The following is a 21,432-nucleotide window of genomic DNA, read 5'->3' on the forward strand; positions in this document are numbered from 1 at the left end:
GATGGTGACGCGGGAGCGACCGACCCTCGAGGCGGTGGCGAGGCGCGCCGGCGTCTCGAGGGCGACCGTCTCCCGCGTCGTCAACGGGTCGACCACGGTCGCCGTGGCGATCCGCGAGGCAGTGCACCAGGCCGTCGCGGAGCTGGGCTACGTGCCCAATCAGGCTGCCCGCAGCCTGGTCACCCAGCGCACCGAGTCGATCGCGCTGATCCTGCCGGAAACCGCCAACCGGGTCTTCTCCGACGACCTGTTCTTTCCCGCGGTGATCCGCGGGGTGAGCATGGAACTGGACGCGGCGGACAAACAGCTCGTGCTGATGATGGCGGGCTCGGCCGCGAGCCACGACCGGGTCGAGCGGTACGCGATGGCCGGCCACGTCGACGGCGTCATGTTCGCCTCGATGCACGGCGCCGATCCGCTGCCCGGCGCCCTGGCCCGGCTCGGCATCCCGGTGGTGTGCAGCGGGCGCCCGATGACCCCGGCCGAGCTGCCGGTCCCCTACGTCGACGTGGACCACGTCGGCGGCGTGGGTCAGGCCGTACGCCACCTGATCAGCACCGGCCACCGCCGGATCGCCACCGTCGCCGGGCCGCAGGACATGATCGCCGGCGTCGATCGGCTCACCGGTTACCAGGACACCCTGCGCGCCGCCGGGCTGACCGAGCACGTGGCCTTCGGCGACTTCACCCGCGACTCCGGGCTGCGCGCGATGCGCCGGCTGCTCGCCGAGGATCCGCAGCTCGACGCGGTGTTCGTGGCGTCGGACATGATGGCCCACGGCGCGTTGCAGGCGCTCAAGGACGCCGGCCGGCGGGTGCCGGCGGACGTGGCGGTGGTCGGCTTCGACGACTTCGAGATCAGCCGGCTCAGCGACCCGCCGCTGACCACGGTCCGCCAGCCGATCGTCGACATGGGCCGCACGATGGCCCGCCAGATGCTCGGCCTGGTCAACGACAAGCAGGACGTCCCGGACGCCGTGGTGCTGCCCACCGAGCTGGTGGTGCGCGCCTCGGCCTGAGGGTCCTCAGCCCTCGATGGGCAGGCCCAGCACCTTGCGGGAGAGCAGCGTGCCCCCGACGACCGCCGCCGGCATCAGCAGCACGGCGCCGAGCGGGATCAGGAAGCAGGCGAAGACCGCAACGCCGAAGCCCAGCGCCGTCGCCCGGTCGCCGCGCAGAGCCGCCCGGCGGTGCCGCAGCCGCCGCCCGCGCCGCTGGAACGGGACCCCGGTCAGCTCCACCGCCAGCAGCCAGCCGGCCACCGCGCCGCCGACCACCGGGACGACCGTCTGGCCGACCACCGGGATGAAACCGGCCGCGAACAACGGGATGCCGAAGAGCACCGACAGGCCGATCAGGCGCAGCGAGTCGACCAGGCTCCGGGCCAGCGAACGGCCCAGCGACACCTCGACCTCGTCCGGCACACCCCCGAAGCGGTCCTCGACCATCCCGGAGATCTTCTCGTAGAACGGGTCGCCGATCAGCAGCGTGACCGCGGTGAAGGTGAGCACGCCGATCAGGCCGCTGAGCCCGATCAGGGCCGCGCCCGCGACGATCCGGAGCACGTCCCGGCCGGCGGCCGACCAGTCGTCGGCGAACCAGGTGACCCCGGCCGCCAGGTCGTCGATGAAGACGATGAGGGTGATCAGCAGGGCCGCGTACAGCACGCCGGAGATCACCGCGGGCAGCAGGCCGAGGCCGAGCATCCGCGGATTGCGCAGGATCAGACCGAGACCCCGGGCCAGCAGGCCGGCCCCGGTGGCGAACCGGCGTACGGCGCCGCCGGTCGCCGCGGCGCCCCGGCCGGCCGCGGACCGCAGGTGAGTGTCATCCACGTTGCGGGAGCTTAGGACCTGCGGACCAGCCCTGCTCCGCCGAGGCCGAAGTCCGGTGCCGCGCTGCCGGACGGCACGGTCGCCGACGGGCTCGGCGGCGTGCTGACGATCTGGGTGGGCGTGGGCACCGGCGGCAGCAGTGTCAGGGTCGGATCCGGTGAGCCGGACGTGACGATGACGACCGGCGTGGAGGGGCTCGGCGCCGTACTGGCGGCGGGCGCGCCGGGCGGGCCGGGCAGCGAGGACTCCACCGCCACCGGCTCGGGCGGCCGGGGCGACCAGTCCAGCACCGGTGACGTGGTCGCCGTGGCCTGCTTCGGGGGTGGCGCGGCACCGATCCCGCCGGCCCCGCCGGGTGCGCTCACCGGCGGTGGGGCGGGGGAAGGCGTACCGAGGGTCCAGCCGACGGTGACGGCGAACGGGAGGCCGAGGGCCACGACGCTGAAGAAGATGGATCTGGGGGAGTACCGCACGTCCTCAACACCGGATCAGCAGCCCGAAAAGTTACGGCGTAGCCGGATTCGCCCCGAAGTGCCGCCCCGGGAACAGCTTGATCGACGCCGATCCGGCCCGGTACTGTCCATCGGCTCGCATCGAATGCGAGCACTTTTCCACGGGGAGATTCATGAATACCGGACGACCTCGCGGTCTCGCCGCGATGCTCACCCTCGCGCTCGGGGCCGGCACGGTGGCCGGCGCGGGCCTGCTCGGCTCGCCCGCCTGGGCCGCCGGCGGGCTGACCGGCACCTACACCCTGGACAGCACCAGCATCTGGACCGGTCAGCAGGTCACGCTGACCGAGGGCGAGCTGGTCGACGAGACCCCGGAGTCGGTCGCCGAGCGCACGGTCGACTGGGGCGACGGCTCGCCGGTGCAGACCCTGGCCGCCGAGGCCAGGAAGGCCACCCACAAGTACGCCGCGGTCGGCAGCTACCCGGTCAAGGTGCAGCTGAAGGACACCGACGGCGAGGGCACCGCGACGATCACCAACACCACCACGACGGTGCAGGTGGCGACCGCGATCGGCAGCTACAAGTTCAACGTCGCGTCGAACTGGAGCTGGGAGGGCGGCGGCGCCACCGCCAAGCTGCTGCTCTCGGGCATCCCGGCCACCGCGACCCGGGTGTGGGTGGACTGGGGTGACGGCAAGACCAGCCTGCTCGGCCCCACCACCGGCTCGACGACGCACTACTACCCGGTCGGTACGCACGCCGCGCGGATCACCCTGGAGAACGCCCAGGGCAAGACCACGCCGGTGACCACCCGGGCGTACACGGTGAAGGTCGACTACACGGCCCCCAGCAGCACCCTCACGGTGCCGCGCAAGCCGGCCCGGGCCTCGTACTGGAAGACCATCCAGGGCACGGCCAAGGACGGCCAGATCGGCATGGACTCGGTCGGCGTGCAGCTGTGGAAGTGGACCGCCACCAAGGACTACTACTTCAACTTCTCCACCCGTAAGTGGGTCCGCTACACCCCGGGCAAGACGAAGATCCCCAACGCGGCCGTCTCCTGGCGCGGAGTGGACTCCAAGGGCGTCTGGAAGGTGCCGGTGCCCGGCCTCTCGAAGGGCTACTCCTTCGAGGTCGACTACGTGGCGGTGGACCGGGCCGGCAACGACAACGGCTGGAAGTACCGGGTGCAGAAGCTCACCAGCTGAGTCACTCCGCGTTCAGGAAGGTCGAGATGCGCTCGCGCAGCTCCTTGCGATGGGTCCACAGCAGCGTGGGCCTGTCGTAGACCTGCAACTCCGCGCCCGGCAGCAGTCCGGCCAGGCGTTCCGCGACCGACACCGGGTGCACGTCGTCGCCGACACAGCCGATGACCAGGGCCGGGCCCCGGAACGCGGCCAGCACCGACTCGTCGGGCACCGCGGGAGCGCGCCACAGCGTGTCCAGCTCCGGGGCCAGCCCGTCGGTCAGCAGCTGCTCGACGCGGTGACGCAGATAGCTCCAGCCCGTCGGCGTGTTGCGCACCGCCGGCGGGAGTTCGGGCTCGACCGCCTCGGCGACCAGTGCCGCCTCGCCGGACTCCACCGCGGTGAGCAACCGGGCCAGCCGCGCCTCGGCCACCGGCGGCCGCACGCCGTCCAGCGGCGCGGGCAGATAGAGCACGATCCGCTCGAAGCGCTCGGGAGACTGTGCGAGCAGCCGGCACAGCGCCCCCGCGCCCATGCTGATGCCCAGTGCCCGGGTCGCCCCGGCCCGGTCGGCGACGGCCCGCAGGTCGTCGGCGAGATCGGCGAAGCTCCACGGGCCGGGCGGCGCGTCGGAGCGGCCGTGCCCGCGGAAGTGGAAGAAGACCCGGCGGCCGAGGACGCCGCTGCCCAGCGGGCGGGTCCCGGCGATGTCGCCGGCCAGCCCGTGCGCGAAGACGGTGACCGGCTCGCCGACGCCGGTGACGAGCTGTTCGAGCCGGCCGCCGTGCGGGGTCTCGATCAGCTGGGTCGGCGGCATCGGCAGGGTGGGCCGGCCGCTGCGGGGCCCGCTGGGCCCCGGGCCGGAGCTCCGCGGGCCGCCGTCCGGAGGCGGCGGCCAGCGGAGACGCTTCACCAGAAGCCCTTGCCGTCCGACAGGTCACGCAGGCCGGGCCGGACGTCGAGCAGGTAGATGAGGGCGGCCGCGACGCCGATGAGGCCGAACAGGCCGGTGGCGCCGCCGCCGACGCCGAGCAGCGTCAGGATGATGCAGACCGCGAGGATGGCCAGCCAGGCGCCCTTGGGCAGGGTGCCGATGGCCTGGAACCCGTCGCCGCGCTGGGTCACGCAGTGGATCAGTGCGACTGCCTGCACCACCAACGACAGGATCAGGACGGCGAACGAGATGAGGCTCGCGACGTCGTCGTAGAAGATGGGTGTCGCGCTGTAGGCCATGACCGCCAGTCTATGCCGCGGGCCCCGGCTGACGCCGAGGCCCGCTGATCAATCAGTCGCAGGTCGTTACTTACTTGTCGGTGGCGGGGCGGGCGACGCGCTTGCGCGGCTTCGGGGCCGGGGTGGCGGCCGCTTCGACGGCCTTCGGCTCCTCGGTGGTCTCGATGTCGGCGTTGACCACGTCGGCGGCCTCGACCACACCGGTGCCGACCACGCGCTCGCCGTGGGCGACCAGCGAGGTGTAGACGGCGAGGGCCCGCTCCTGCGCGGCCTGGGCGAACGCGACGGCGCCCGCGGTGGCGGTCTCGCGCAGCTTGTCGAAGTCGGTGCTGCTCGCGGTGCTCTTCAGCGTGGTGGCGGTGCTGTTCGCCGTGTCGTTCGCGGTGCGCAGCGAGGCGACCGCGCGGTCACCGAGCTCGGTGACGACGGCCGGCAGCTTACGCAGCTGCTGGTAGGCCAGGTCACCGGCACCGGCGGCGGCGTAGAGCGGAGCGGGGAAACGGGTCTTGGTCTGCTCGGTCATGACTTCTCCTCGGGCTTGGTGGTCTTGGGTGCGGGGGCGGCGCCGCCTTCGACGACTGCCACGTCCTGGACGACAGCCCGCAGGGCCTCGTCCTCGTCCGGCACGTCCGCGGCCGGCACACCGTCGCCGGGTGTGCTTTCTTCGGGCGTGCTCTCGTCGGACGGGGCCGCCGGCGGCATCTGCCGGGCGGTCTCGTTGCGGAACGTCTCGTAGATCTGCGACAGGGACTGCTTCTGCGCGATCGTCAGCTCGGGATCGGCTGCGATGGCGGCCAGCACCCCCTGCTGACCCTCGCCGTCGAGCAGGCCGGCCCGCAGGTACATCGCGGGGGTCGACACCCGCAGCGCGCTGGCCAGCTGCTGCAGCACCTCGGCGCTGGGCTTGCGCAGGCCGCGCTCGATCTGGCTGAGATAGGGATTGCTCACGCCCGCCCGGTCGGCGAGCTGCCGGAGCGAGATCTTTGCGGTCTGCCGCAGGTCACGGATGAATCCACCGATGTCCTGGGGCAGGTCCTTGGGTGCGGCCATGCATTCGACGGTAGCCCGCGGTGCTAGCTCCTGCAAGCAAAACGCTAACAAGAGCTAGCGTGAACCCGGTCACCAGGCCGCGCGGACCTCGCCGACCCGGACCCCGCCGCCGAGCATCGGCACTGTCTCCAGCTCGTCCAGTACGGGCGCGGAGACGCCGAGCCGGCGCAACGCGGACACCAGCACCGGCATCCGGGCCCGCATGGCGCCGTCCGCGACCTTGATCGCCACCGCGCCGAGACCCTCGACAGCCACCGCCACCACGCCCTCGGCCCCGCCCTTGGCCAGCAGCCCGGGCACGCCGCGCATCAGCCGGGTGTCGTCCTGGCCGGTGCCCGCCACCAGCTCCGGGTCGGCCCGCATGGTGTCGGCGACCAGCCGCTCGAAGGAGGTCGGCGGCGCGTCCACCAGCCGCTGGAAGCCCCGCGCCAGCGCGGTCAGCGACACGGCGAACACCGGCGCACCGCAGCCGTCGATGCCGGTGGCGGCGATCGGCTCCCCGGCCAGGTCGCTCACGGCCGCGGCCAGCGCCACCTGCAGCGGGTGCTCGGCGTCCCGGTAGTCCGCGAGCGACCAGCCGTTGACCACGCAGGTGGCGAGCATCCCGGCGTGCTTGCCGGAACAGTTCATCAGGACCGGGGTGGCTCCGCCGCCGTCCCGCAGCACGATGTCGCGCTCGTCCTCCGAGAGCGGCAGCGACGGCGGGCAGCGCAGCGCGGACTCGTCGAGGTCGGCGGTGGCCAGGATCTGGCGGACCCGGGCGACGTGGAAGGGCTCGCCGAAGTGGCTGCCGCTGATCAGCGCGAGATCGGCCGGGTCGGCGGTGCGCAGGCCGGCCCGCAGCATGCCGACGGTCTGCAGCGGCTTGTTGGACGACCGCGGGAAGAACGGGTCGGTGACGTCACCGGCCGCCGCGATCGTCGCGCCGTCGGCATCCAGTACGACCACCGAGCCGTAGTGCACGGACTCGACAAAACCCGAGCGCACGACCTCGGCGAGGATCATCGGGCCACCATCCCGAGCAGCTCACGGGCCTCGGCCGTGGTCAGCGGCGGACGCTGGGCCAGCTGGGCGAAGCCGACCGCCCGGGCCACCAGCTGCATGTTCGACTCGACGGGACGGCCCTTCGCGTACGTGACGGTGTCCTCCATGCCGACCCGCAGGTGCCCGCCCGCCGACAGGGAAGCCAGCATCACCGGGATCGTGCTGCGCCCGATGCCGGTGGCCGAGAACGTGGTGCCCGCGGGCAGGTCCCGGATCGCCTGGTGGCACGCGACCAGCGCGGCGGCGGTGCCGGGCATGCCGCCGGGCACGCCCATCACCAGGTCGACGTGGACGTGGCCGCCGTACGGCAGGCCGTGCTGCGCGAGCAGGCGTTGCAGGGTGGTGAGCTGGCCCAGGTCGAAGATCTCGTACTCGGGCACGATGCCCTTGTCCTGCATCCGGGTGTGCAGGTCGACGATGAACTCCCAGCGGTTCAGGAACACGCCGTCGCCGAAGTTGACCGTGCCCATCGTGCAGGAGGCCATCTCCGGGCCCGCGTCCAGCACGGCCAGCCGGTCGGCCTCGGGATCGGTCACCGCGCCGCCCGAGGAGAGCTGCACGATGAGGTCCGTCGACTGCCGCAGCGCGGCCACGGTCTCGCGCAGCCGGCCCTGGTCCAGGGTCGGCTCGGCCGCGTCGTCGCGGATGTGGACGTGCACGATCGCGGCGCCGAGCGCCTCGCACTCCTTGGCGGTGGCCACGAGCTCGTCGATCGTCACCGGCAGCGCGGGTACGGCTGCCTTACTGCTCTCCGCGCCGGTGGGCGCGACAGTGATGAGGGTCCCGGTCATGCCGCGATCCTGCCATGCCGCCCCTGCTCAGGAGATGTCGATGGCCGCGGCTGACTCCCCCACCAGCAGGGCCGCGTCGTCGGCGACGTTGCGCTTGAGGACGGCCAGCGCGATCATGCCCAGCTCGTGGTGGCGCACGGCGGTGCCGACGAAGCCCACGGCCCGGCCGTCCAGCGTCACCGGCGTGCCCTGCGCGGGCGGCTGGTCGGTGGCGATCCCGTCGAGGTGCAGCAGCACCAGCCGGCGCGGGGGCTTGCCCAGGTGATGCACCCGGGCGATCGTCTCCTGGCCCCGGTAGCAGCCCTTGTCGAGGTGCACGGCCGGCGCCACGAGACTCGCCTCGGACGGGATGGTCCGGTGGTCGGTCTCCCAGCCCAGCCGCGGCACCCGGTGCGCCACCCGGACCGCCTCGTACGCCCACAGCCCCGCCTTCGGCACGTCGGCCAGCAGCGCGAGCACCTCCGCCAGCGAGGAGCGCGGCACCAGCAGGTCGACGCCCAGCGGCACCCGGCGCGCCAGGGCCCCGGAGCCGAACGGCCGCACGTCGTAGAGCGCGGTCGGTGCGGCCGGCACCGCCCCGGCGGCGAACTTGGGCCCGGGCACCTCGAAGATCCGCGGCTCGGCGAGCTGCACGCCCAGGTGCTCCCGCGCGGCCGCCACGGCCTGCGGCCCGACCAGGGACAGCACGGCGGTCTCGGCGCTCGCGTCGCGCGGCTCGACCCTGGTGAAGAAGCGCATCATCTCGAGGTATCTGAGCAGGCCGGCGCCGGCCCCGGGCTCGGTGTCGAGCCAGGCGGTGGTGCCGTCCTCGGCGACCAGGGCGTGCTGCTCGACGTGCCCGTGCGGGGACAGGACAAGCAGCTCGGTGCCCTGCCCGGCGCGCAGGTCGCTGAGGTGCTGGGTGGTGAGGGTGTGCAGCCAGCTCGCGCGTTCCTCGCCCGGCACGGCGAGCACCTCGCGGTTGGAACGGTCGACGAGGCCGACGGCGGTGTCGAGGGTGCGCTGCTCGCGCATCGGGTCGCCGTAGTGGGCCGGGACGCCGGCGTCGGCCGACGTGGGCTCCAGCTCCTCGATCAGGACGGTGGTCATGGCTGCTCCTTGCAGTCGCCGCAGACGCCGAACAGGGACACGTGGCCCACGTCGACCCGGAAGTTGCGGTCCCGCTGCAGCTGCTCGGTCACCGGCAGCATCACGCCCGGGTCGACCTCGTCGATCGACCCGCAGTCGCGGCAGACGAGATGGACGTGCTGGTCCTCGCCGGCGCGGTGGTATGTCGGGGAGCCGTGCGACAGGTGGGTGTGGCTGACCAGCCGGAGGTCCTCGAGCAGCTCGAGGGTGCGGTAGACGGTGGTGATGTTGACGCCGGCGGCCCGCTCCCGCACGGTGTGGTGGATCTGCTCGGGGGTCGCATGGCCCAGCTCGTGCACCGCCTCCAGGATCAGCTGGCGCTGCGGAGTCAGTCGCAGGCCGCGCTCCCGGAGCATCTCGGCGAGGGAAGAGGAGGACACGGTACGAGCATAGTTCGCACGGCATACCCTCTTCTCTGGTGAGCGACAGCTTGATGGTGATCCCCGGCTCAGGCGAGCTGAGCCCGGTGGACCGGGGCGTGCTGTACGGCGAGGGTGTCTTCGAGACGTTGCACCTGCGCCCGGACGGCCCGTGGCTGCTCGACGCCCACCTGGACCGCCTGGCCCGGTCGGCGGCCCTGCTCGAAGTGCCCCTGCCGCCGCGCGCGGACCTCGCCGCCCTGGCCGCCCGAGCGGCGCAGGCCTGGACCGGCGGCGAAGGCGCCCTGCGGCTGATCGTCACCCCGGCGACGTTCTATGCCACGGTCGGCGCGGTGCCGGCCACCGCCCGCCGCCAGCGCCGCGACGGCATCAAGCTGATCACCGCGGACCTGGGCGTGACGTCCCGCCCACCCTGGTCGCTGGCCCCGGCCAAAACCATCTCGTACGCGGAGAACCTCGCCGCCACCCGCTGGGCGAAAAGGCAGGGCGCCGACGACGTCCTCTGGCTCCGCACCGACGGCCACGCCCTGGAAGCCCCGACAGCCAGCCTGATCTGGCTCACCGGCGACACCCTCTGCACGGTCCCCGCCGCCGAGGTCGGGATCCTCCCCGGCACCACGGCCGCCCACCTGCTCAGCCGAGCGCCGGAGCTGGGCCTGCACGCGGAAGAACGCATGATCACCGCAGCGGAGCTGGCCGCCACGGACGCGATCTGGCTGGCGAGCTCGCTGCGCGGCCTGGCGGAGGCGCGCAGCGTCGACGGCGTCGAGCGCGCGGCGTCACCGTGGACGCCGCGCCTGCTCAGCCTGCTCGGCTACGACGGGTCTTGACCAAGCACGCAGCTCGCGTTCGGCGGGAGCGACGGTCAGCACCATGCAACCAGGCACGACATGGCCTTGCCCTTGACCTTGAAAAAGATCAGCCACCCACCCGGAGCAGCCTCGCCGACAGGTGCGGCACCAGCGTCTCCCCCATGCCGGACATCTCGTGGGCGTAGAGGAGCGCCCCGTCGACGATGCCGAACAGCCGGTGCCCGGCCGTGACCTCCTGGGCGGACGGCGTCCGGACGACCGCGTCGGTCACCATCTCCAGCCGCGTGCCGCTGACCCGCCCGATGTAGAGCTCCATGACGCCGTCCGGGGTCATCATGGTGGCTTCCATCTCGTCGCCCGGCCGGTCGTTCACCAGCACGGGCCGCCACCAGCCGGTCTCCCGGTCGGCCATCCGCACCGGCTGGGAGTCCGCGTCCAGGATCCAGATCCGCGACTCGTAGGCCAGGAACGGCCGCCCGTCGTGGCTGATCCGGACCTCCTGCGCGAAGTCGAAGTCCTCCGGTGCCGGGAAGCCGCCCTGCCCACGTCCGCGCCACAACCCGATGAACGGCAGCAGCCCCAGCAGCGCCGGGTGCAGATCCGGCCCCTGCCGCAGGTCGTGCGTCTCCTCGTACGGGTACGCCTCGACCGGCGGCGCGTTCAGCCAGGGCGGCGGGCCCAGCGGGTTTTCCGTCTCACTGCTCACCAGCGTCCCCTTGCAATGCGCATCGCCAGATAGCCCAAACCGCCTGCCAGCCCGCCGAACCCGGCGACCAGCAGACTCACGAACCCGATCTCGGTAACCATGACCGGCCCATCCTATGCTGACCCGCATGGCCCGCTTGCTCGTCGTCAAGGCAACCGCCGGCGCGGACGCCCCGGAGCGCTGCTCGCAGGCGTTCACCGTGGCTTCGACCGCGGCCGCGTCCGGGGTGGACGTCTCGTTCTGGCTGACCGGTGAGTCCACCTGGTTCGCCCTGCCGGGCCGGGCCGCGCAGTTCGAGCTGCCGCACGCCGCGCCGCTGCCGGACCTGCTCGACCTGCTGATCGGCAGCGGCCGGGTCACCGCCTGCACGCAGTGCGCCGCCCGCCGGGAGATCGGCCCGCAGGACGTCCTGCCGGGCATCCGGATCGCCGGCGCCGCGGTGTTCGTCGAGGAGATCATGTCCGACGGCGCCCAGGCGATCGTCTACTGACGGGAATGCAACCGGCCCCGCCGCTGCGGGGTGTACTTGGTCATGCCACCCAGCACCGCTGACTTCGACGCCTTCTACCAGGCAAGCGCCCGGCGCGTCGTGCTCTACCTGTACGCCGTCTGCGGCGACCTGGCCGACGCGCAGGACATGGCCCAGGAGGCGTACGCCCGCGCCTGGCAGCACTGGCCGAAGGTCTCCGGTTACGAGAACCCGGAGGGCTGGGTCCGGGCGGCCGGGTGGCGGCTGGCGGCCAACCGGTGGCGGGGTCTGCGGCGCCGGTGGGCGGCCCAGGCCCGGATGGGTCCGCCCGAGCCGGCAGCGCCGAGCCCGTCACCGGACCGGGTGGCCGTGGTCGCCGCCCTGCAGCAGCTGCCGGCCGCCCAGCGCCAGGCGGTGGCCCTGCACTACCTGCTCGACATGTCGGTGAACGACATCGTGCTGCACACCGGCGCCCCCGCCGGAACCGTCAAGGCCCGGTTGTCCCGGGCCCGTACCGCGCTCGCCGGCCTGCTCGGCGACCACCCGCAGGAGGTCAGTGATGTCGCGTCCGGTTCGTGAACGTCTGTCGGAGCTGTCGGCCGATGTCGACCAGGTACGCCTGGCCCCGGCAGCCGCAGTCCGGGAGCGGGGCCGCAGCCGGGCCCGCCGCCGCCGGATCGGCACCGCCGCGGCGCTGGCCACGGTGGTCGTGGCGGGCGGATTCGGCCTGAGCTCGGTCACCGATGGGGACGCGGGCCCGGTCGCCACGCTGCCCGCCGGCCCGTCGTCGTCCCGTTGCTCGTTCCCCGTCGACCTCAAGCTCCCCGACGATCCCGGCGACGTGATCATCAAGGTCGTCGGCCGCTCCGATCTGGTCGGCGCGACGGCCGTCGAGCTCGGGCACCGCGGCTTCGTCGCGAGCGAGCTGAGGTCGTTCGATCCCGACGCCGACAACGCGGGACCCGCGGCGGTGCTCCGGTACGGGCCCCAGGCGGTCGGCGCCGCCACCGTGGTGCGAGCACTGGTCAGCGGCGACGTCGCCATGAAGTTCCTGCCCGACCGGGGCGGCCGGACCATCGACCTGGCGCTCGGCACCGGCTTCCGCCGGCTGGCCACCACGACCGAGGTGAACATGGCCCTGGTGGAGTTGGGCGAGCCGGCCCGCCCGCCCGGCTGTTAACCCGGCACGATCCGCCAGCGCTGATTCGCCCCGCCCAGGTCGGCCCACTGGGTGACGGCCGCACCGTCGGCCGTGGACTGCCCGGAGACCTCCAGGACCTTGCCGCTGTGCCGGGCGACCAGCGCGAACGTTCCCGATCCGGACCAGGCGAGCCGCCACTGCTGGTTGGTCCCGCCCAGGTAGTCCCACTGGGTCACCCGGGCGCCGTCGGTGGTGGCCGCGCCGCTGACGTCGACGCACTTGCCGGTCAGGTTGCTCACGATCCGGAAGTGGCCGCCGCCCACGTCCGCGAACTTCCAGACGTGGTCGGCGGTGCCGGTCGGCGGCCACTGGGTGAGCTGGGCGCCGTTGGCGGTGGACATGTCCTGGATCGCCAGCACCTTGCCGGTGTGGGTCACCTGGAGCTTGACCGTGCCGTCCGGGATCAGCTGCCAGTTGTGGTCGGCGGTGCCGGTGTCGGCGTACTGCACCACGTTGGCCGAGTCGGCGGTGGACATGCCGGCCACGCCGAGCACCTTGCCGGAGTTCTTGTTCCTGATCCGCAGGTGGCCGTCGCCGTTGTCGGCCAGCTGCCACAGGTGGTCGGCGGTGCCGGTGTCGTCGAACTGCACCACCTGGGCCGAGTCCGCTGTGGACATCCGGTCGACGCCCAGCACCTTGCCCGAGTTCACGCAGCGGATCCGGACGTGGCCGTCGCCGTTGTCGACCAGCTGCCACAGGTGGTCCGGGGTGCCGCTGTCCGCGAACTGCACCACCCGCGCGCTGTTGGCCTGGGACATCTGGTCGACGCCGAGGACCTTGCCGCTGTGCTGGTTGCGGATCCGGAAGGCGACACCGGGCGGCACCCACGGCCGGCCATCGCCGATCGTCGGGAACGAGGTGACGCGCAGACGGGCGGCCCCCATCGGGATCAGAGTGATGGTCTCCACCGGCTCCGCGGACGGCGTCGGGCTGTCCTGCAACGGAGTGACGATCTCGTCGCTGTCGGCCGTCCAGGCGGGGATCCGGCGGGCCGGCGTGGTGATCCTGATCGGCGCGGTGGCCGGGGTGAACGGATCGGCCACGTCACCCAGGCCGGTCGTGACGGCGAAGGACGTCGCGCCGTCGAGCCCGTAGTTCCACGGTGAGCCGGGCCGGACCTCGCTGTTCGGCCAGGTCTCCGTGCCGCCGGTGCGGGTCCATTGCTCGGTGACGGCCAGCGAGAAGGTCAGCGCGCCGAAGTCGACCGAGACGCTGTCCTGCATGGCGGTCCAGGTGCGGACCCGGGTCCGCATGGGCAGGCGCAGCACGACCCGGTCGCCGTCCTGCCAGGTCCGGCTGATCTTCGCGTACGCCGGGCCGGCCGCCACGGCCGCGGCGGCGCCGTTGACGGTGAGCACGGGGTCGGTGCACCAGCCGGGAACCCGCAGGTACAAAGGGAACGCGGCACTGGCCGGGGTGCTGACGGTGTAGGTGATGGTGTCGCCGAACGGGTAGGCCGTGTCGGCGACGATCGTCACCGCCGTACCCCCGGCGACCGCGGCGGTGACCCGCGACGGGCCGTGCAGGTTGGCCACCAGCCCGGCGTCCGGGGTGGCCGCCCACATCTCCTCGACGTAGTACGGCCAGCCCATGCCGTAGTTGTGCGGACAGCACCGGTAGTTGTCGATGCCCAGCATGTACGCCTGCATCGGGAAGCCGTTCTGGAACTGGCCCTGGCTGCCGGTCCGATCGCGCAGCGCGATGCTGTTCGCGCTGGTGATGTAGTGGATGCCGCGCTGCTTCGGGTCCAGCGCCGCGGGCAGCGAGTTGAACGCCAGGTCCTCGACCCGGTCGAACCAGACCGGGTCGCCGGTGATCCGGCCGAGCATCTCGTGCCCGGCCATGAACTCGACGATGCCGCAGGTCTCGAAGCCCTGCCGGGGGTCGCTGAAGCCGGGCCGGGCGTTCTCGTCACCGGCGAACCCGCCGCCGGGGAACTGCCCGTAGCTCTTCATGATCAGGTCGTAGTCGGCGTAGCTGGCCTGCCGGTGCGCGGCGTCGCCGGACAGCACGGAGTAGACGGCCGGCTCGCGGAAACCCTGTGCCAGGTTGACGTTGTGCGGCGACGGCAGGTTGTTCAGATAGTCGGCGGAGTTGGCGTGGATCTTGCGGGCCAGGTCGAGCAGGAACGCGTCGCCGGTGCGGTTGTAGGTCCAGAACACCACCTCGAGCGTGTCGGCCCACCGGTAGCTGCCCCAGCTCTGTGAGAAGACGCTGGTCGGGCAGCCGTTGACGTAGCGCAGGAAGCGGGTCAGGAACGGCACGACCCGGGCGTCGCCGGTGAACTCACCGAAGGTGCGGATCGCGTGCAGCATCGGCATGTGCGGCCACAGGTCGGGGCCGTTGTCCAGGCTCGTCCGCAGCCGGGTGGGGCCGAAGTAGCCGTCGGCCGCCTGGGTGGCCAGCACGCCGTCGATCCAGCGTTTGGTCTCCGCGATGACCCGGGGGTCGCCGGTGACGTAGCCCAGGCTGCTGAAGCCCTTGAGCCAGTACGGCACCTCCTCCCAGCCGCCCAGCTCCGGACGGATCCAGCCGGTCTCGTCGTACCGCAGGAAATGCGAGACCTCGGGCAGCCGGCCGTTGAGGCCGTCGAGCTGGTGGGCGAGCTGGGTGGCGAGCCACCCGCCGGCCCGGGTCCGGCCGGGTGTCAGCCGCAGGAAGGCGTCGGGACGCAGCGGCGAGCGGTTGACGACGTAGCCGGGCGCGGCCGCCCCGGCGGGCGCTGCCGTGCTGAGCTCGGTGACCGCCGCGACGGCGGGCACAGCGAGGGTTCCGGCCAGGAAGGTACGACGGTCCACAGCAGCCTCCGGGTGGGCCAGGGCGTGCAGTCATGGTGGATTATGTGCGATTTCTTGCGTTACGTGATCGTAAAACATCGATTCACGCATGTAAATAGATCGGCCGTGCTCGATGGAAAGTTTGTTAACGACAGCCGGTGGTGGCGTCCACCCGAGCCCGGCCCTCGCTGTCACTGACCACCACCGACACGTTCCCGGCCCGGTACGCCCACGCGTGCGGGTCGGATTGCACCACCATCGCCCCGGCGACGGCGCCCTGCAGCGCCCGCCCGAGATCGGCGGGTGCGGACAGCTCGTCGGCGGTGACCGTACGGGCGACGCCGCCGCTCGGGCAGCTCACCTCACTGCTCGTGGCCTTTGCTGCCGTCGCCCCCAACGCCCGCAGCGCGGCGGTGAACGCCGGCGGCACCTCGGTGGCCGCCACGGGTGCCGGATCGAGATCCACCCCGTCGGCCAGCGGCCGGCATCCCGTCGAGACCAGCAGCGTGAAGGCGGAGGCATCCGCGTCGGCAGTGGTGTCGACCCCCACGAACTCACCGGCGTCGGCCCGCAGGCCGTAGCGGGTGCGGGCCTCGTTGTGCCGGGCCGTGGCCGCGTACCCGGCGGGCAACGCCCGGGCGATCGCCTGCAGCACGCCGGGCACCTGACCCGGCTGGACGTGGACGGTGATCTCCCGGCTGGCCTCGACACCCTCGCGTACGGGCGTGAGGGCACAGTCCCCGTCGAAACTCAGCTGGCCCAGCGTGACCACCCGGTCGGCGGCGTCGGCCGCGGCCAGCGTCACCCCGGTGGCCCGCTGCAACACGGGCAGGGCCGCGGCGATGTCGCGCTGCTCCGGCACGGTCGGTGGATCATTGCGTACGGACCAGACGGCGAAGCCGGTCAGCACCACCGCCCAGGCCACCACCACCCCGGTCAGCCACCAGCGCCGCCGGGGCCGCCGGGCAGCGGGCGGCGGGGCGACAGGGTGGTACCCGGGGGCGGTCACGGCAGCCATGCTCGCACGACGAAGGGCGGGACCCGGTGCGGGTCCCGCCCTTCGTGAACAGAGCGTGGGTCAGGAGCTGACGCTGAGGCCGACCTCGTTGACGCCGCGGGTCGCGTCCACGGCCAGGTCGCCGTTGCCGTGCCGGGACAGGGCGCGCAGCGTCCAGGAGCCCGGCGCGGCGAAGAAGCGGAAAACGCCCTCCGGGGACGTGACCACCTCCGCGGTGAACTCACCGGTGGAGTCCAGCAGGCGGACGTACGCGCCGCCCACCGCCTCACCCTCGGCGTTGCTCACGACGCCCGTGATGACGGTTTCCTTCTGCAGGTCGACACTGGCCGGGATGGGAGCCGACTGGTCGGGCGCGGCGCAACCGTCCGCGATGTTGGAGGGGGAAGTCATGATCACGCCTCTCCCGGCTCGTCGCCGAGGGCGATCGGCACGCCGATGAGCGAGCCGTACTCGGTCCAGGAACCGTCGTAGTTCTTCACGTTCTGCTGGCCGAGCAGCTCCTTGAGCACGAACCAGGTGTGCGAGGAACGCTCGCCGATGCGGCAGTAGGCGATGGTGTCCTTGCTGCCGTCCAGGCCGGCCTCGCCGTAGATCTTGGCCAGCTCCTCGTCGGACTTGAAGGTGCCGTCCTCGTTGGCCGCCTTGCTCCACGGCACGCTGATCGCGGTCGGGATGTGGCCGGCGCGCTGCGACTGCTCCTGCGGCAGGTGCGCCGGGGCCAGCAGCCGGCCCGCGAACTCGTCGGGGCTGCGCACGTCGACCAGGTTCTGCACGCCGATGGCCTGCACGACCTCGTCGCGGAAGGCGCGGATCGACAGGTCCGGGGCGGACGCCTGGTACTGCGTCGCGGCCCGGTTCGGGACGTCCTTGCTGTACGGGCGGGCGTCGAGCTCCCACTTCTTGCGGCCACCGTCGAGCAGCTTGACGTCGCCGTGCCCGTAGAGCTTGAAGTACCAGTACGCGTACGCCGCGAACCAGTTGTTGTTGCCGCCGTACAGGATCACGGTGTCGTCGTTGGCGATGCCCTTGTCCGACAGGAGCTTGGAGAACTGCTCCTGGTTGACGAAGTCCCGGCGCACCGGGTCCTGCAGGTCGGTCTTCCAGTCGATCTTCACAGCGCCGGGGATGTGGCCGCCGTCGTAGGCGGCGGTGTCCTCGTCGACCTCGACGAAGACGACGCCCTGCGTGTCGAGGTTCTTCTCGGCCCAGTCGGCAGAGACGAGTGCGGTGTCGCGACTCATCGGAGTACTCCCTTGGTCAGGTGAGATGGGGGTGAGTCGGCGCGCGGAGATTCGGTCGCACCCCGCGCGGGACCCTTGCGGTACGGATCACGTTGGGTTGGGTGCGACGGCGCCACTGCCGGGCGGGGAGAATCAGAGGAAGATCAGATCCTGCGCAGCGTGAATGGCCCCGTCAGATGACAGGGCGACACAGGCAGGCGGCCACGCGGCACAGGTCGACCGCGCGCCTTTTGGTGAGCAGAGGGCTCATGAACGCGACCTTACCAGCGGGTCCACGGCTCGGAACACCGTCGACCACCATCCGGGATCGTGGTCGCGGTCACAGACCGCCCGAACTCAGTGACACGTTGCTTGCTCCGGTGGTCACGTACAGGCCGTCGGCGCGCGGCTCGACCTTCTGCACCTTCAGGCCCAGCGGCAGGGCCGGCACCTTGAGATCGAAGGCCAGCTGCTTCACGTAGTTGTCGACCAGGGTGCGCACCAGCGGGATGTTCGGCAGGCCCTCCGCGGTCACGTCGGCGAAGGTGACACTGACGACGCCGTCCTTGACCGCCAGGTTCGCCGTACCGGTGGTGTTGAAGGTCTGGCCCAGCGCCTCGAACGGCGCGGCCCCGATCAGCTTGCCGTCCCGCTCGCTGAGCTTGAGACCCTTCTGGCCGATCAGGTCGGCCAGGTCGGGATAGCTCAGCGTGCCGACGCCGGTGACCGTGGCGGCCACGATGTCGCCGTTGCCGGTGCGCACGGTGTCCAGCGGCGCGTTCACGTCCTTGGCCCGGATGTCGAGCCGGTCCAGCTTGATGTTCTTGCCGTTGCCGGCCGGCCCGGAGAAGTTGTTCAGCAGGATCTTGATCTCCTGGTACTTCCCGGCCAGGACCTGGGTCAGGAACGGCACACCCTCGATGGTCACGTCCGGCTTCTCGGCCGTGGCCTTCTGCTCGGTGAGCTGCTGGGCGACCCGGTCGCCGATCTCGCGCTCGGCGTAGGAGGCGCCGAACCGGTCGGCCACCACCAGCGCCCCGAGGATGATGAGCAGCAGCACCACGAAGGTGATCAGCAGACGCCGACCCCAGCGCTTGCGCGGCCGTGCGGACCCGTACACCTCAGCCACTACGGCCTCCCGTTCACGTCAGGATGGGGCACGGTATATGCCCGATGCGAGCTCTCCGGACACCCTCAACTGAGGAAGAAGGCCGTCAGGACGTACGCACCGGGCAGGGCCAGGGCGAACGCACCCAGCGGACCCTGCATGTGCCGGGCCACCCAGAAGGTCGGTGTGTCACCGGCCATCCGGCGGCCCACCTCCGAATAGTTGACCGCGAGGTCCACCAGCATGGCCACCCCGGCGGCGACGAAGCCCAGCAGGGCGCCCTTGGCCGGCGTGAACGGCAGCACGAGCACGCTGCCCAGCGCGGCCGCCGCGAGAGTGCCCAGCATGGCCCCGGCGATGATGCCGCTGGCGCCGCGGGGCACCTGCGGCGCGATCCGCGGCCGTGGGAAGAAGGCGTCGACCAGGTGCGCGACCAGCACCGACACGGCCACCGCGGTCAGGCAGACCAGCACCGCCTGGGTGCCGACCGGCTTGCGGGTGAGCACTATCAGCTGCGCGAACGAGACCACGCCGACCACGATCAGCAGCGTGCCGCTCAGCGCGTCGCGCACGTGCATGCGGTCGCCGGGACGGATGAACTGCCCGGCCACGGCCACCGCGTAGCCGGCCGCCGCGACCACGATCAGCGGCACGATCCCGGCGGGCTCGCGGTTGACCGCCAGGTAGTCGGCCACCAGGGCGGCGGCCACGCAGACCCCGGCGACCGTGCCGACCGCGGGCGGCCGGATGGCCATGGTGAAGGCCAGGATGAAGAGCAACTGCACCCCGAAGACCACGATCGCGTACGGCAGGCGCGCGTCCGGTCCGGAGGTCTGGGCCCCCAGGATCAGGCCCACGCCGAGCAGAGCCGCGAAGCCGGCGATCGCCACCGACAGCTGGCGGCGGACCGGGACCTCGGGGATCTCCTCCTCGATCTCCTCGGCGTCGTCCTCGTCCGGATCGCCGCCACGGGCGCCGATCCGGGAGGCGGGCTCGGGGGCGCCGGCGTAGAAGCCGGACGACGACCGGCCCGGCGCCGACCGGGCGATCTCCCGGGAGACGTCGTCGTCCCAGGAGTCGTTGTCGCGCGGCGCGGAGGGAAGCACGCCTGCGATCGTGCCAGACCCGGAGCCGATCGCGCTCATCGCGGCGTGCTCATCTCATTCGACACGAGCCGGCAACATGGACGCGCTCCCACGGAGCCGGCGGCGCGGGTCGGGTGAAAGGCTGGTTACGATCCGGCCGTTCGGCCACCTCCGGGGCGTAGTTCACATCACTTGGCGATCCGACCAGGGCTTTCCGCGTAGTGCATCGGTTAAGGTATTCGCAGCCCACCCGTCGGTGACGCCGGGACAAGTCCTACCGGTGGCGCAGCCCTGAGCTGCGCGGACCGGGTCACCCGAGCGGCCCCGTGCCGCGAGGATCGAGGTGAGTGTGGAAATCCTCCTGTTGGTGACGACACGTGCTGGTGAGCCCTCCGCCGTGCTTCCCGCCCTGGACCTGCTGCCCCACTCCGTGCGCACGGCGCCTCGCGACGTGCGCACTCTGGTGTCCGGGCCGAGCCCGGACGCCGTGCTCGTCGACGCCCGCTCGGAGCTCTCCGAGGCTCGTGCGACGTGCCGGATGCTGCACGCGACCGGCATCGGTGTCCCGCTGATGGCAGTGGTCACCGAGGCCGGCCTGATCGCCCTCAACGCCGACTGGGGTGTCGACGACGTCATCCTGGCCAGCGCGGGTCCCGCCGAGGTCGAGGCCCGGCTGCGCCTGGCGGTCGGCCGGCTGACCAACGCCACGGCCGGGGCCGGCGGCTCGATCCGGGCCGGCGAGCTCAACATCGACCCCGACACCTACGCCGCCAAGCTCAAGGGCCGTCCGCTCGACCTCACCTACAAGGAGTTCGAGCTGCTCAAGTTCCTGGCCCAGCACCCGGGCCGGGTCTTCACCCGGGACCAGCTGCTGCGCGAGGTCTGGGGCTACGACTACTTCGGTGGCACCCGGACGGTCGACGTGCACGTGCGGCGCCTGCGCGCCAAGCTCGGCTCGGAGTACGAGTCGATGATCGGCACCGTCCGCCAGGTGGGCTACAAGTTCGTGGTCCCGCCGAGCGGCCGGCAGCTGCCCGACAACGAGCCCGTGTCGCTGCCCGTATGACGAAGGTCCGCTCCCAGGACCGGCTCTCCCCCGCCGAGGCGGCCGACGTGCTCACGTTGGCCGCCGCGGCGGACGAGGCCGACGGCGTCCACCCCCTGTCGGAGGACGGTGTCCTCGGCCTGCGCGGCTCCGGCCGCACCCACCTGCTCGTGTATGCGGACGACACCCTGGCGGGCTACGCCTACCTGGACGGCACGTCCGGCGAGCTGGTGGTGCACCCGAAACACCGGCTCCGCGGCTACGGCACTGCCCTGCTGGCGGCGGCCGGTCCCGGCCCTCTCCAGTTCTGGGCGCACGGTGACGAGCAGGCCGCCCGGGCCTTCGCCGAGAAGGCCGGCTTCTCCCGCTCCCGCGTGCTCTGGCAGATGCGCCGGTCCCTGAGCGACCTGCCCCAGGTGCCCCTGCCCGAGGGCATCGCCGTGCGGACCTTCGTGCCCGGCGCCGACGACGAGGCCTGGCTGGGCGTCAACTCCCGGGCCTTCGCCCACCACCCGGAGCAGGGCCGCTGGACGGCCGACGACCTGCGGCTGCGCTTCGGCGAGCCGTGGTTCGACCCGGCCGGTTTCCTGCTGGCGGTGGACCCGGCCGACGACCGGCTGCTCGGCTTCCACTGGACCAAGGTGCACCCGGCCGAGGGCAGCGAGCCCGCGATCGGCGAGATCTACGTGCTCGGGGTCGACCCGGGCGGTCACCGCCGTGGGCTGGGCGCCGCCCTCAGCGTGGCCGGTCTCCGGCATCTCGCCGGGCTGGGCCTGGCCGACGTGCTGCTCTATGTGGACGAGTCGAACGCCGCCGCGGTCGCCCTCTACCGGCGGCTGGGTTTCGACATCCACTCCACCGACGTGATGTACAGCCGGGACTGATCCCCGGC

Annotated in this window: 27 protein-coding genes; 8 read left to right on the forward strand and 19 right to left on the reverse strand. The window is 72.1% G+C overall.

Annotation, left to right across the window (positions count from 1 at the left end; translation table 11 throughout):
* The first annotated feature begins 1 nt into the window (after nucleotide 1).
* Nucleotides 2-1,018 (forward strand): LacI family DNA-binding transcriptional regulator, encoded by a 1,017-nt coding sequence (locus tag AB0C12_RS09060; protein ID WP_360545812.1) that lies wholly within the window; start codon nucleotides 2-4, stop codon nucleotides 1,016-1,018.
* A gap of 6 nt (nucleotides 1,019-1,024) precedes the next feature.
* On the opposite strand, the gene AB0C12_RS09065 is transcribed toward AB0C12_RS09060, so the two are convergent.
* Together AB0C12_RS09065 and AB0C12_RS09070 are read right to left on the reverse strand one after the other, a co-directional pair.
* On the reverse strand, nucleotides 1,025-1,834 hold the full coding sequence (locus AB0C12_RS09065; RefSeq protein WP_360545814.1) for an EI24 domain-containing protein: 810 nt from the start codon (nucleotides 1,832-1,834) through the stop codon (nucleotides 1,025-1,027).
* 11 nt (nucleotides 1,835-1,845) lie between these two features.
* On the reverse strand, nucleotides 1,846-2,307 hold the full coding sequence (locus tag AB0C12_RS09070; RefSeq protein ID WP_360545816.1) for a hypothetical protein: 462 nt from the start codon (nucleotides 2,305-2,307) through the stop codon (nucleotides 1,846-1,848).
* 152 nt (nucleotides 2,308-2,459) lie between these two features.
* Here AB0C12_RS09070 and AB0C12_RS09075 point away from each other — a divergent pair, with 152 nt between their 5' ends.
* Nucleotides 2,460-3,494 (forward strand): hypothetical protein, encoded by a 1,035-nt coding sequence (locus tag AB0C12_RS09075; RefSeq protein ID WP_360545818.1) that lies wholly within the window; start codon nucleotides 2,460-2,462, stop codon nucleotides 3,492-3,494.
* A 1-nt stretch (nucleotide 3,495) separates the two neighbouring features.
* Here the strand turns inward: AB0C12_RS09075 and AB0C12_RS09080 are convergent, their stop codons facing one another.
* From AB0C12_RS09080 to AB0C12_RS09115, 8 genes are all read right to left on the reverse strand, one after another.
* Entirely contained in the window at nucleotides 3,496-4,386 is an 891-nt protein-coding gene (locus tag AB0C12_RS09080) for an alpha/beta fold hydrolase (protein WP_360545820.1), read from the reverse strand.
* Nucleotides 4,383-4,706: a DUF2516 family protein gene (locus AB0C12_RS09085; RefSeq protein ID WP_360545822.1), complete on the reverse strand. Its 324-nt coding sequence runs from the start codon at nucleotides 4,704-4,706 to the stop codon at nucleotides 4,383-4,385. The genes AB0C12_RS09080 and AB0C12_RS09085 overlap by 4 nt, the downstream gene beginning before the upstream one ends.
* A 70-nt stretch (nucleotides 4,707-4,776) precedes the next feature.
* On the reverse strand, nucleotides 4,777-5,229 hold the full coding sequence (locus AB0C12_RS09090) for a hypothetical protein (protein ID WP_360545824.1): 453 nt from the start codon (nucleotides 5,227-5,229) through the stop codon (nucleotides 4,777-4,779).
* Nucleotides 5,226-5,756 (reverse strand): helix-turn-helix domain-containing protein, encoded by a 531-nt coding sequence (locus tag AB0C12_RS09095; RefSeq protein WP_360545826.1) that lies wholly within the window; start codon nucleotides 5,754-5,756, stop codon nucleotides 5,226-5,228. The genes AB0C12_RS09090 and AB0C12_RS09095 overlap by 4 nt, the downstream gene beginning before the upstream one ends.
* Before the next feature lie 69 nt (nucleotides 5,757-5,825).
* On the reverse strand, nucleotides 5,826-6,761 hold the full coding sequence (locus AB0C12_RS09100) for an asparaginase (protein WP_360545828.1): 936 nt from the start codon (nucleotides 6,759-6,761) through the stop codon (nucleotides 5,826-5,828).
* Nucleotides 6,758-7,591, reverse strand: coding sequence for a 3-keto-5-aminohexanoate cleavage protein (locus AB0C12_RS09105; protein ID WP_360545830.1), 834 nt, complete (start codon nucleotides 7,589-7,591; stop codon nucleotides 6,758-6,760). The genes AB0C12_RS09100 and AB0C12_RS09105 overlap by 4 nt, the downstream gene beginning before the upstream one ends.
* A 27-nt stretch (nucleotides 7,592-7,618) precedes the next feature.
* Complete coding sequence (locus AB0C12_RS09110) at nucleotides 7,619-8,680, reverse strand: folate-binding protein (RefSeq protein ID WP_360545832.1); 1,062 nt, start codon at nucleotides 8,678-8,680, stop codon at nucleotides 7,619-7,621.
* Nucleotides 8,677-9,075 carry a Fur family transcriptional regulator gene (locus AB0C12_RS09115; RefSeq protein ID WP_360547078.1) on the reverse strand — a complete coding sequence of 133 codons (399 nt, stop codon included), beginning with the start codon at nucleotides 9,073-9,075 and terminating at the stop codon, nucleotides 8,677-8,679. Before AB0C12_RS09115 ends, AB0C12_RS09110 begins: the two co-directional genes overlap by 4 nt.
* A 62-nt stretch (nucleotides 9,076-9,137) precedes the next feature.
* On the opposite strand from AB0C12_RS09115, the gene AB0C12_RS09120 reads away from it, so the two are divergent.
* Nucleotides 9,138-9,929 carry an aminotransferase class IV gene (locus AB0C12_RS09120; protein ID WP_360545834.1) on the forward strand — a complete coding sequence of 264 codons (792 nt, stop codon included), beginning with the start codon at nucleotides 9,138-9,140 and terminating at the stop codon, nucleotides 9,927-9,929.
* Between the two features lie 88 nt (nucleotides 9,930-10,017).
* Here AB0C12_RS09120 and AB0C12_RS09125 read toward each other — a convergent pair whose 3' ends face one another.
* Nucleotides 10,018-10,617 carry an FABP family protein gene (locus tag AB0C12_RS09125; protein WP_360545836.1) on the reverse strand — a complete coding sequence of 200 codons (600 nt, stop codon included), beginning with the start codon at nucleotides 10,615-10,617 and terminating at the stop codon, nucleotides 10,018-10,020.
* Nucleotides 10,614-10,718 carry a small membrane protein MtfM gene (gene mtfM / locus AB0C12_RS09130; RefSeq protein WP_281420991.1) on the reverse strand — a complete coding sequence of 35 codons (105 nt, stop codon included), beginning with the start codon at nucleotides 10,716-10,718 and terminating at the stop codon, nucleotides 10,614-10,616. Before mtfM ends, AB0C12_RS09125 begins: the two co-directional genes overlap by 4 nt.
* Before the next feature lie 14 nt (nucleotides 10,719-10,732).
* Here mtfM and AB0C12_RS09135 point away from each other — a divergent pair, with 14 nt between their 5' ends.
* Genes AB0C12_RS09135 through AB0C12_RS09145 form a run of 3 tightly spaced genes read left to right on the forward strand, consistent with a single transcriptional unit; the run spans nucleotide 10,733 to nucleotide 12,266 of the window.
* Complete coding sequence (locus tag AB0C12_RS09135) at nucleotides 10,733-11,107, forward strand: DsrE family protein (RefSeq protein ID WP_360545838.1); 375 nt, start codon at nucleotides 10,733-10,735, stop codon at nucleotides 11,105-11,107.
* A 42-nt stretch (nucleotides 11,108-11,149) separates the two neighbouring features.
* Nucleotides 11,150-11,665 (forward strand): sigma factor-like helix-turn-helix DNA-binding protein, encoded by a 516-nt coding sequence (locus AB0C12_RS09140; protein ID WP_360545840.1) that lies wholly within the window; start codon nucleotides 11,150-11,152, stop codon nucleotides 11,663-11,665.
* Entirely contained in the window at nucleotides 11,646-12,266 is a 621-nt protein-coding gene (locus AB0C12_RS09145; protein WP_360545842.1) for a hypothetical protein, read from the forward strand. The genes AB0C12_RS09140 and AB0C12_RS09145 overlap by 20 nt, the downstream gene beginning before the upstream one ends.
* Here the strand turns inward: AB0C12_RS09145 and AB0C12_RS09150 are convergent.
* The 7 genes from AB0C12_RS09150 to AB0C12_RS09180 form a co-directional block, all read right to left on the reverse strand.
* Complete coding sequence (locus AB0C12_RS09150; RefSeq protein ID WP_360545844.1) at nucleotides 12,263-15,085, reverse strand: RICIN domain-containing protein; 2,823 nt, start codon at nucleotides 15,083-15,085, stop codon at nucleotides 12,263-12,265. The genes AB0C12_RS09145 and AB0C12_RS09150 overlap by 4 nt on opposite strands.
* A gap of 124 nt (nucleotides 15,086-15,209) precedes the next feature.
* Nucleotides 15,210-16,073, reverse strand: a complete 864-nt coding sequence (locus tag AB0C12_RS09155; RefSeq protein ID WP_360545846.1) for a hypothetical protein — start codon at nucleotides 16,071-16,073, stop codon at nucleotides 15,210-15,212.
* A gap of 69 nt (nucleotides 16,074-16,142) precedes the next feature.
* Nucleotides 16,143-16,472, reverse strand: a complete 330-nt coding sequence (locus tag AB0C12_RS09160) for a DUF1416 domain-containing protein (protein WP_360545848.1) — start codon at nucleotides 16,470-16,472, stop codon at nucleotides 16,143-16,145.
* 2 nt (nucleotides 16,473-16,474) lie between these two features.
* Nucleotides 16,475-17,323, reverse strand: coding sequence for a sulfurtransferase (locus AB0C12_RS09165; RefSeq protein WP_360545850.1), 849 nt, complete (start codon nucleotides 17,321-17,323; stop codon nucleotides 16,475-16,477).
* A 172-nt stretch (nucleotides 17,324-17,495) separates the two neighbouring features.
* Nucleotides 17,496-17,624, reverse strand: coding sequence for an Ms5788A family Cys-rich leader peptide (locus AB0C12_RS09170; protein ID WP_360545852.1), 129 nt, complete (start codon nucleotides 17,622-17,624; stop codon nucleotides 17,496-17,498).
* 18 nt (nucleotides 17,625-17,642) lie between these two features.
* The gene (locus tag AB0C12_RS09175) at nucleotides 17,643-18,431 is read right to left on the reverse strand and encodes a DUF2993 domain-containing protein (protein WP_360545854.1); all 789 of its coding nucleotides are present in this window, start codon (nucleotides 18,429-18,431) and stop codon (nucleotides 17,643-17,645) included.
* A 65-nt stretch (nucleotides 18,432-18,496) separates the two neighbouring features.
* Nucleotides 18,497-19,516, reverse strand: coding sequence for a hypothetical protein (locus AB0C12_RS09180; protein ID WP_360545856.1), 1,020 nt, complete (start codon nucleotides 19,514-19,516; stop codon nucleotides 18,497-18,499).
* Between the two features lie 328 nt (nucleotides 19,517-19,844).
* Here AB0C12_RS09180 and AB0C12_RS09185 point away from each other — a divergent pair, with 328 nt between their 5' ends.
* Together AB0C12_RS09185 and mshD are read left to right on the forward strand one after the other, a co-directional pair.
* The gene (locus AB0C12_RS09185; RefSeq protein WP_212989174.1) at nucleotides 19,845-20,561 is read left to right on the forward strand and encodes a response regulator transcription factor; all 717 of its coding nucleotides are present in this window, start codon (nucleotides 19,845-19,847) and stop codon (nucleotides 20,559-20,561) included.
* A complete protein-coding gene (gene mshD / locus AB0C12_RS09190; RefSeq protein WP_360545858.1) occupies nucleotides 20,558-21,424 on the forward strand; it encodes a mycothiol synthase in 867 nt (288 codons plus the stop codon). The genes AB0C12_RS09185 and mshD overlap by 4 nt, the downstream gene beginning before the upstream one ends.
* The last annotated feature ends 8 nt before the right edge of the window (nucleotides 21,425-21,432 follow it).

The organism is Actinoplanes sp. NPDC048967 (assembly GCF_040649415.1).
GTDB lineage: Bacteria > Actinomycetota > Actinomycetes > Mycobacteriales > Micromonosporaceae > Actinoplanes.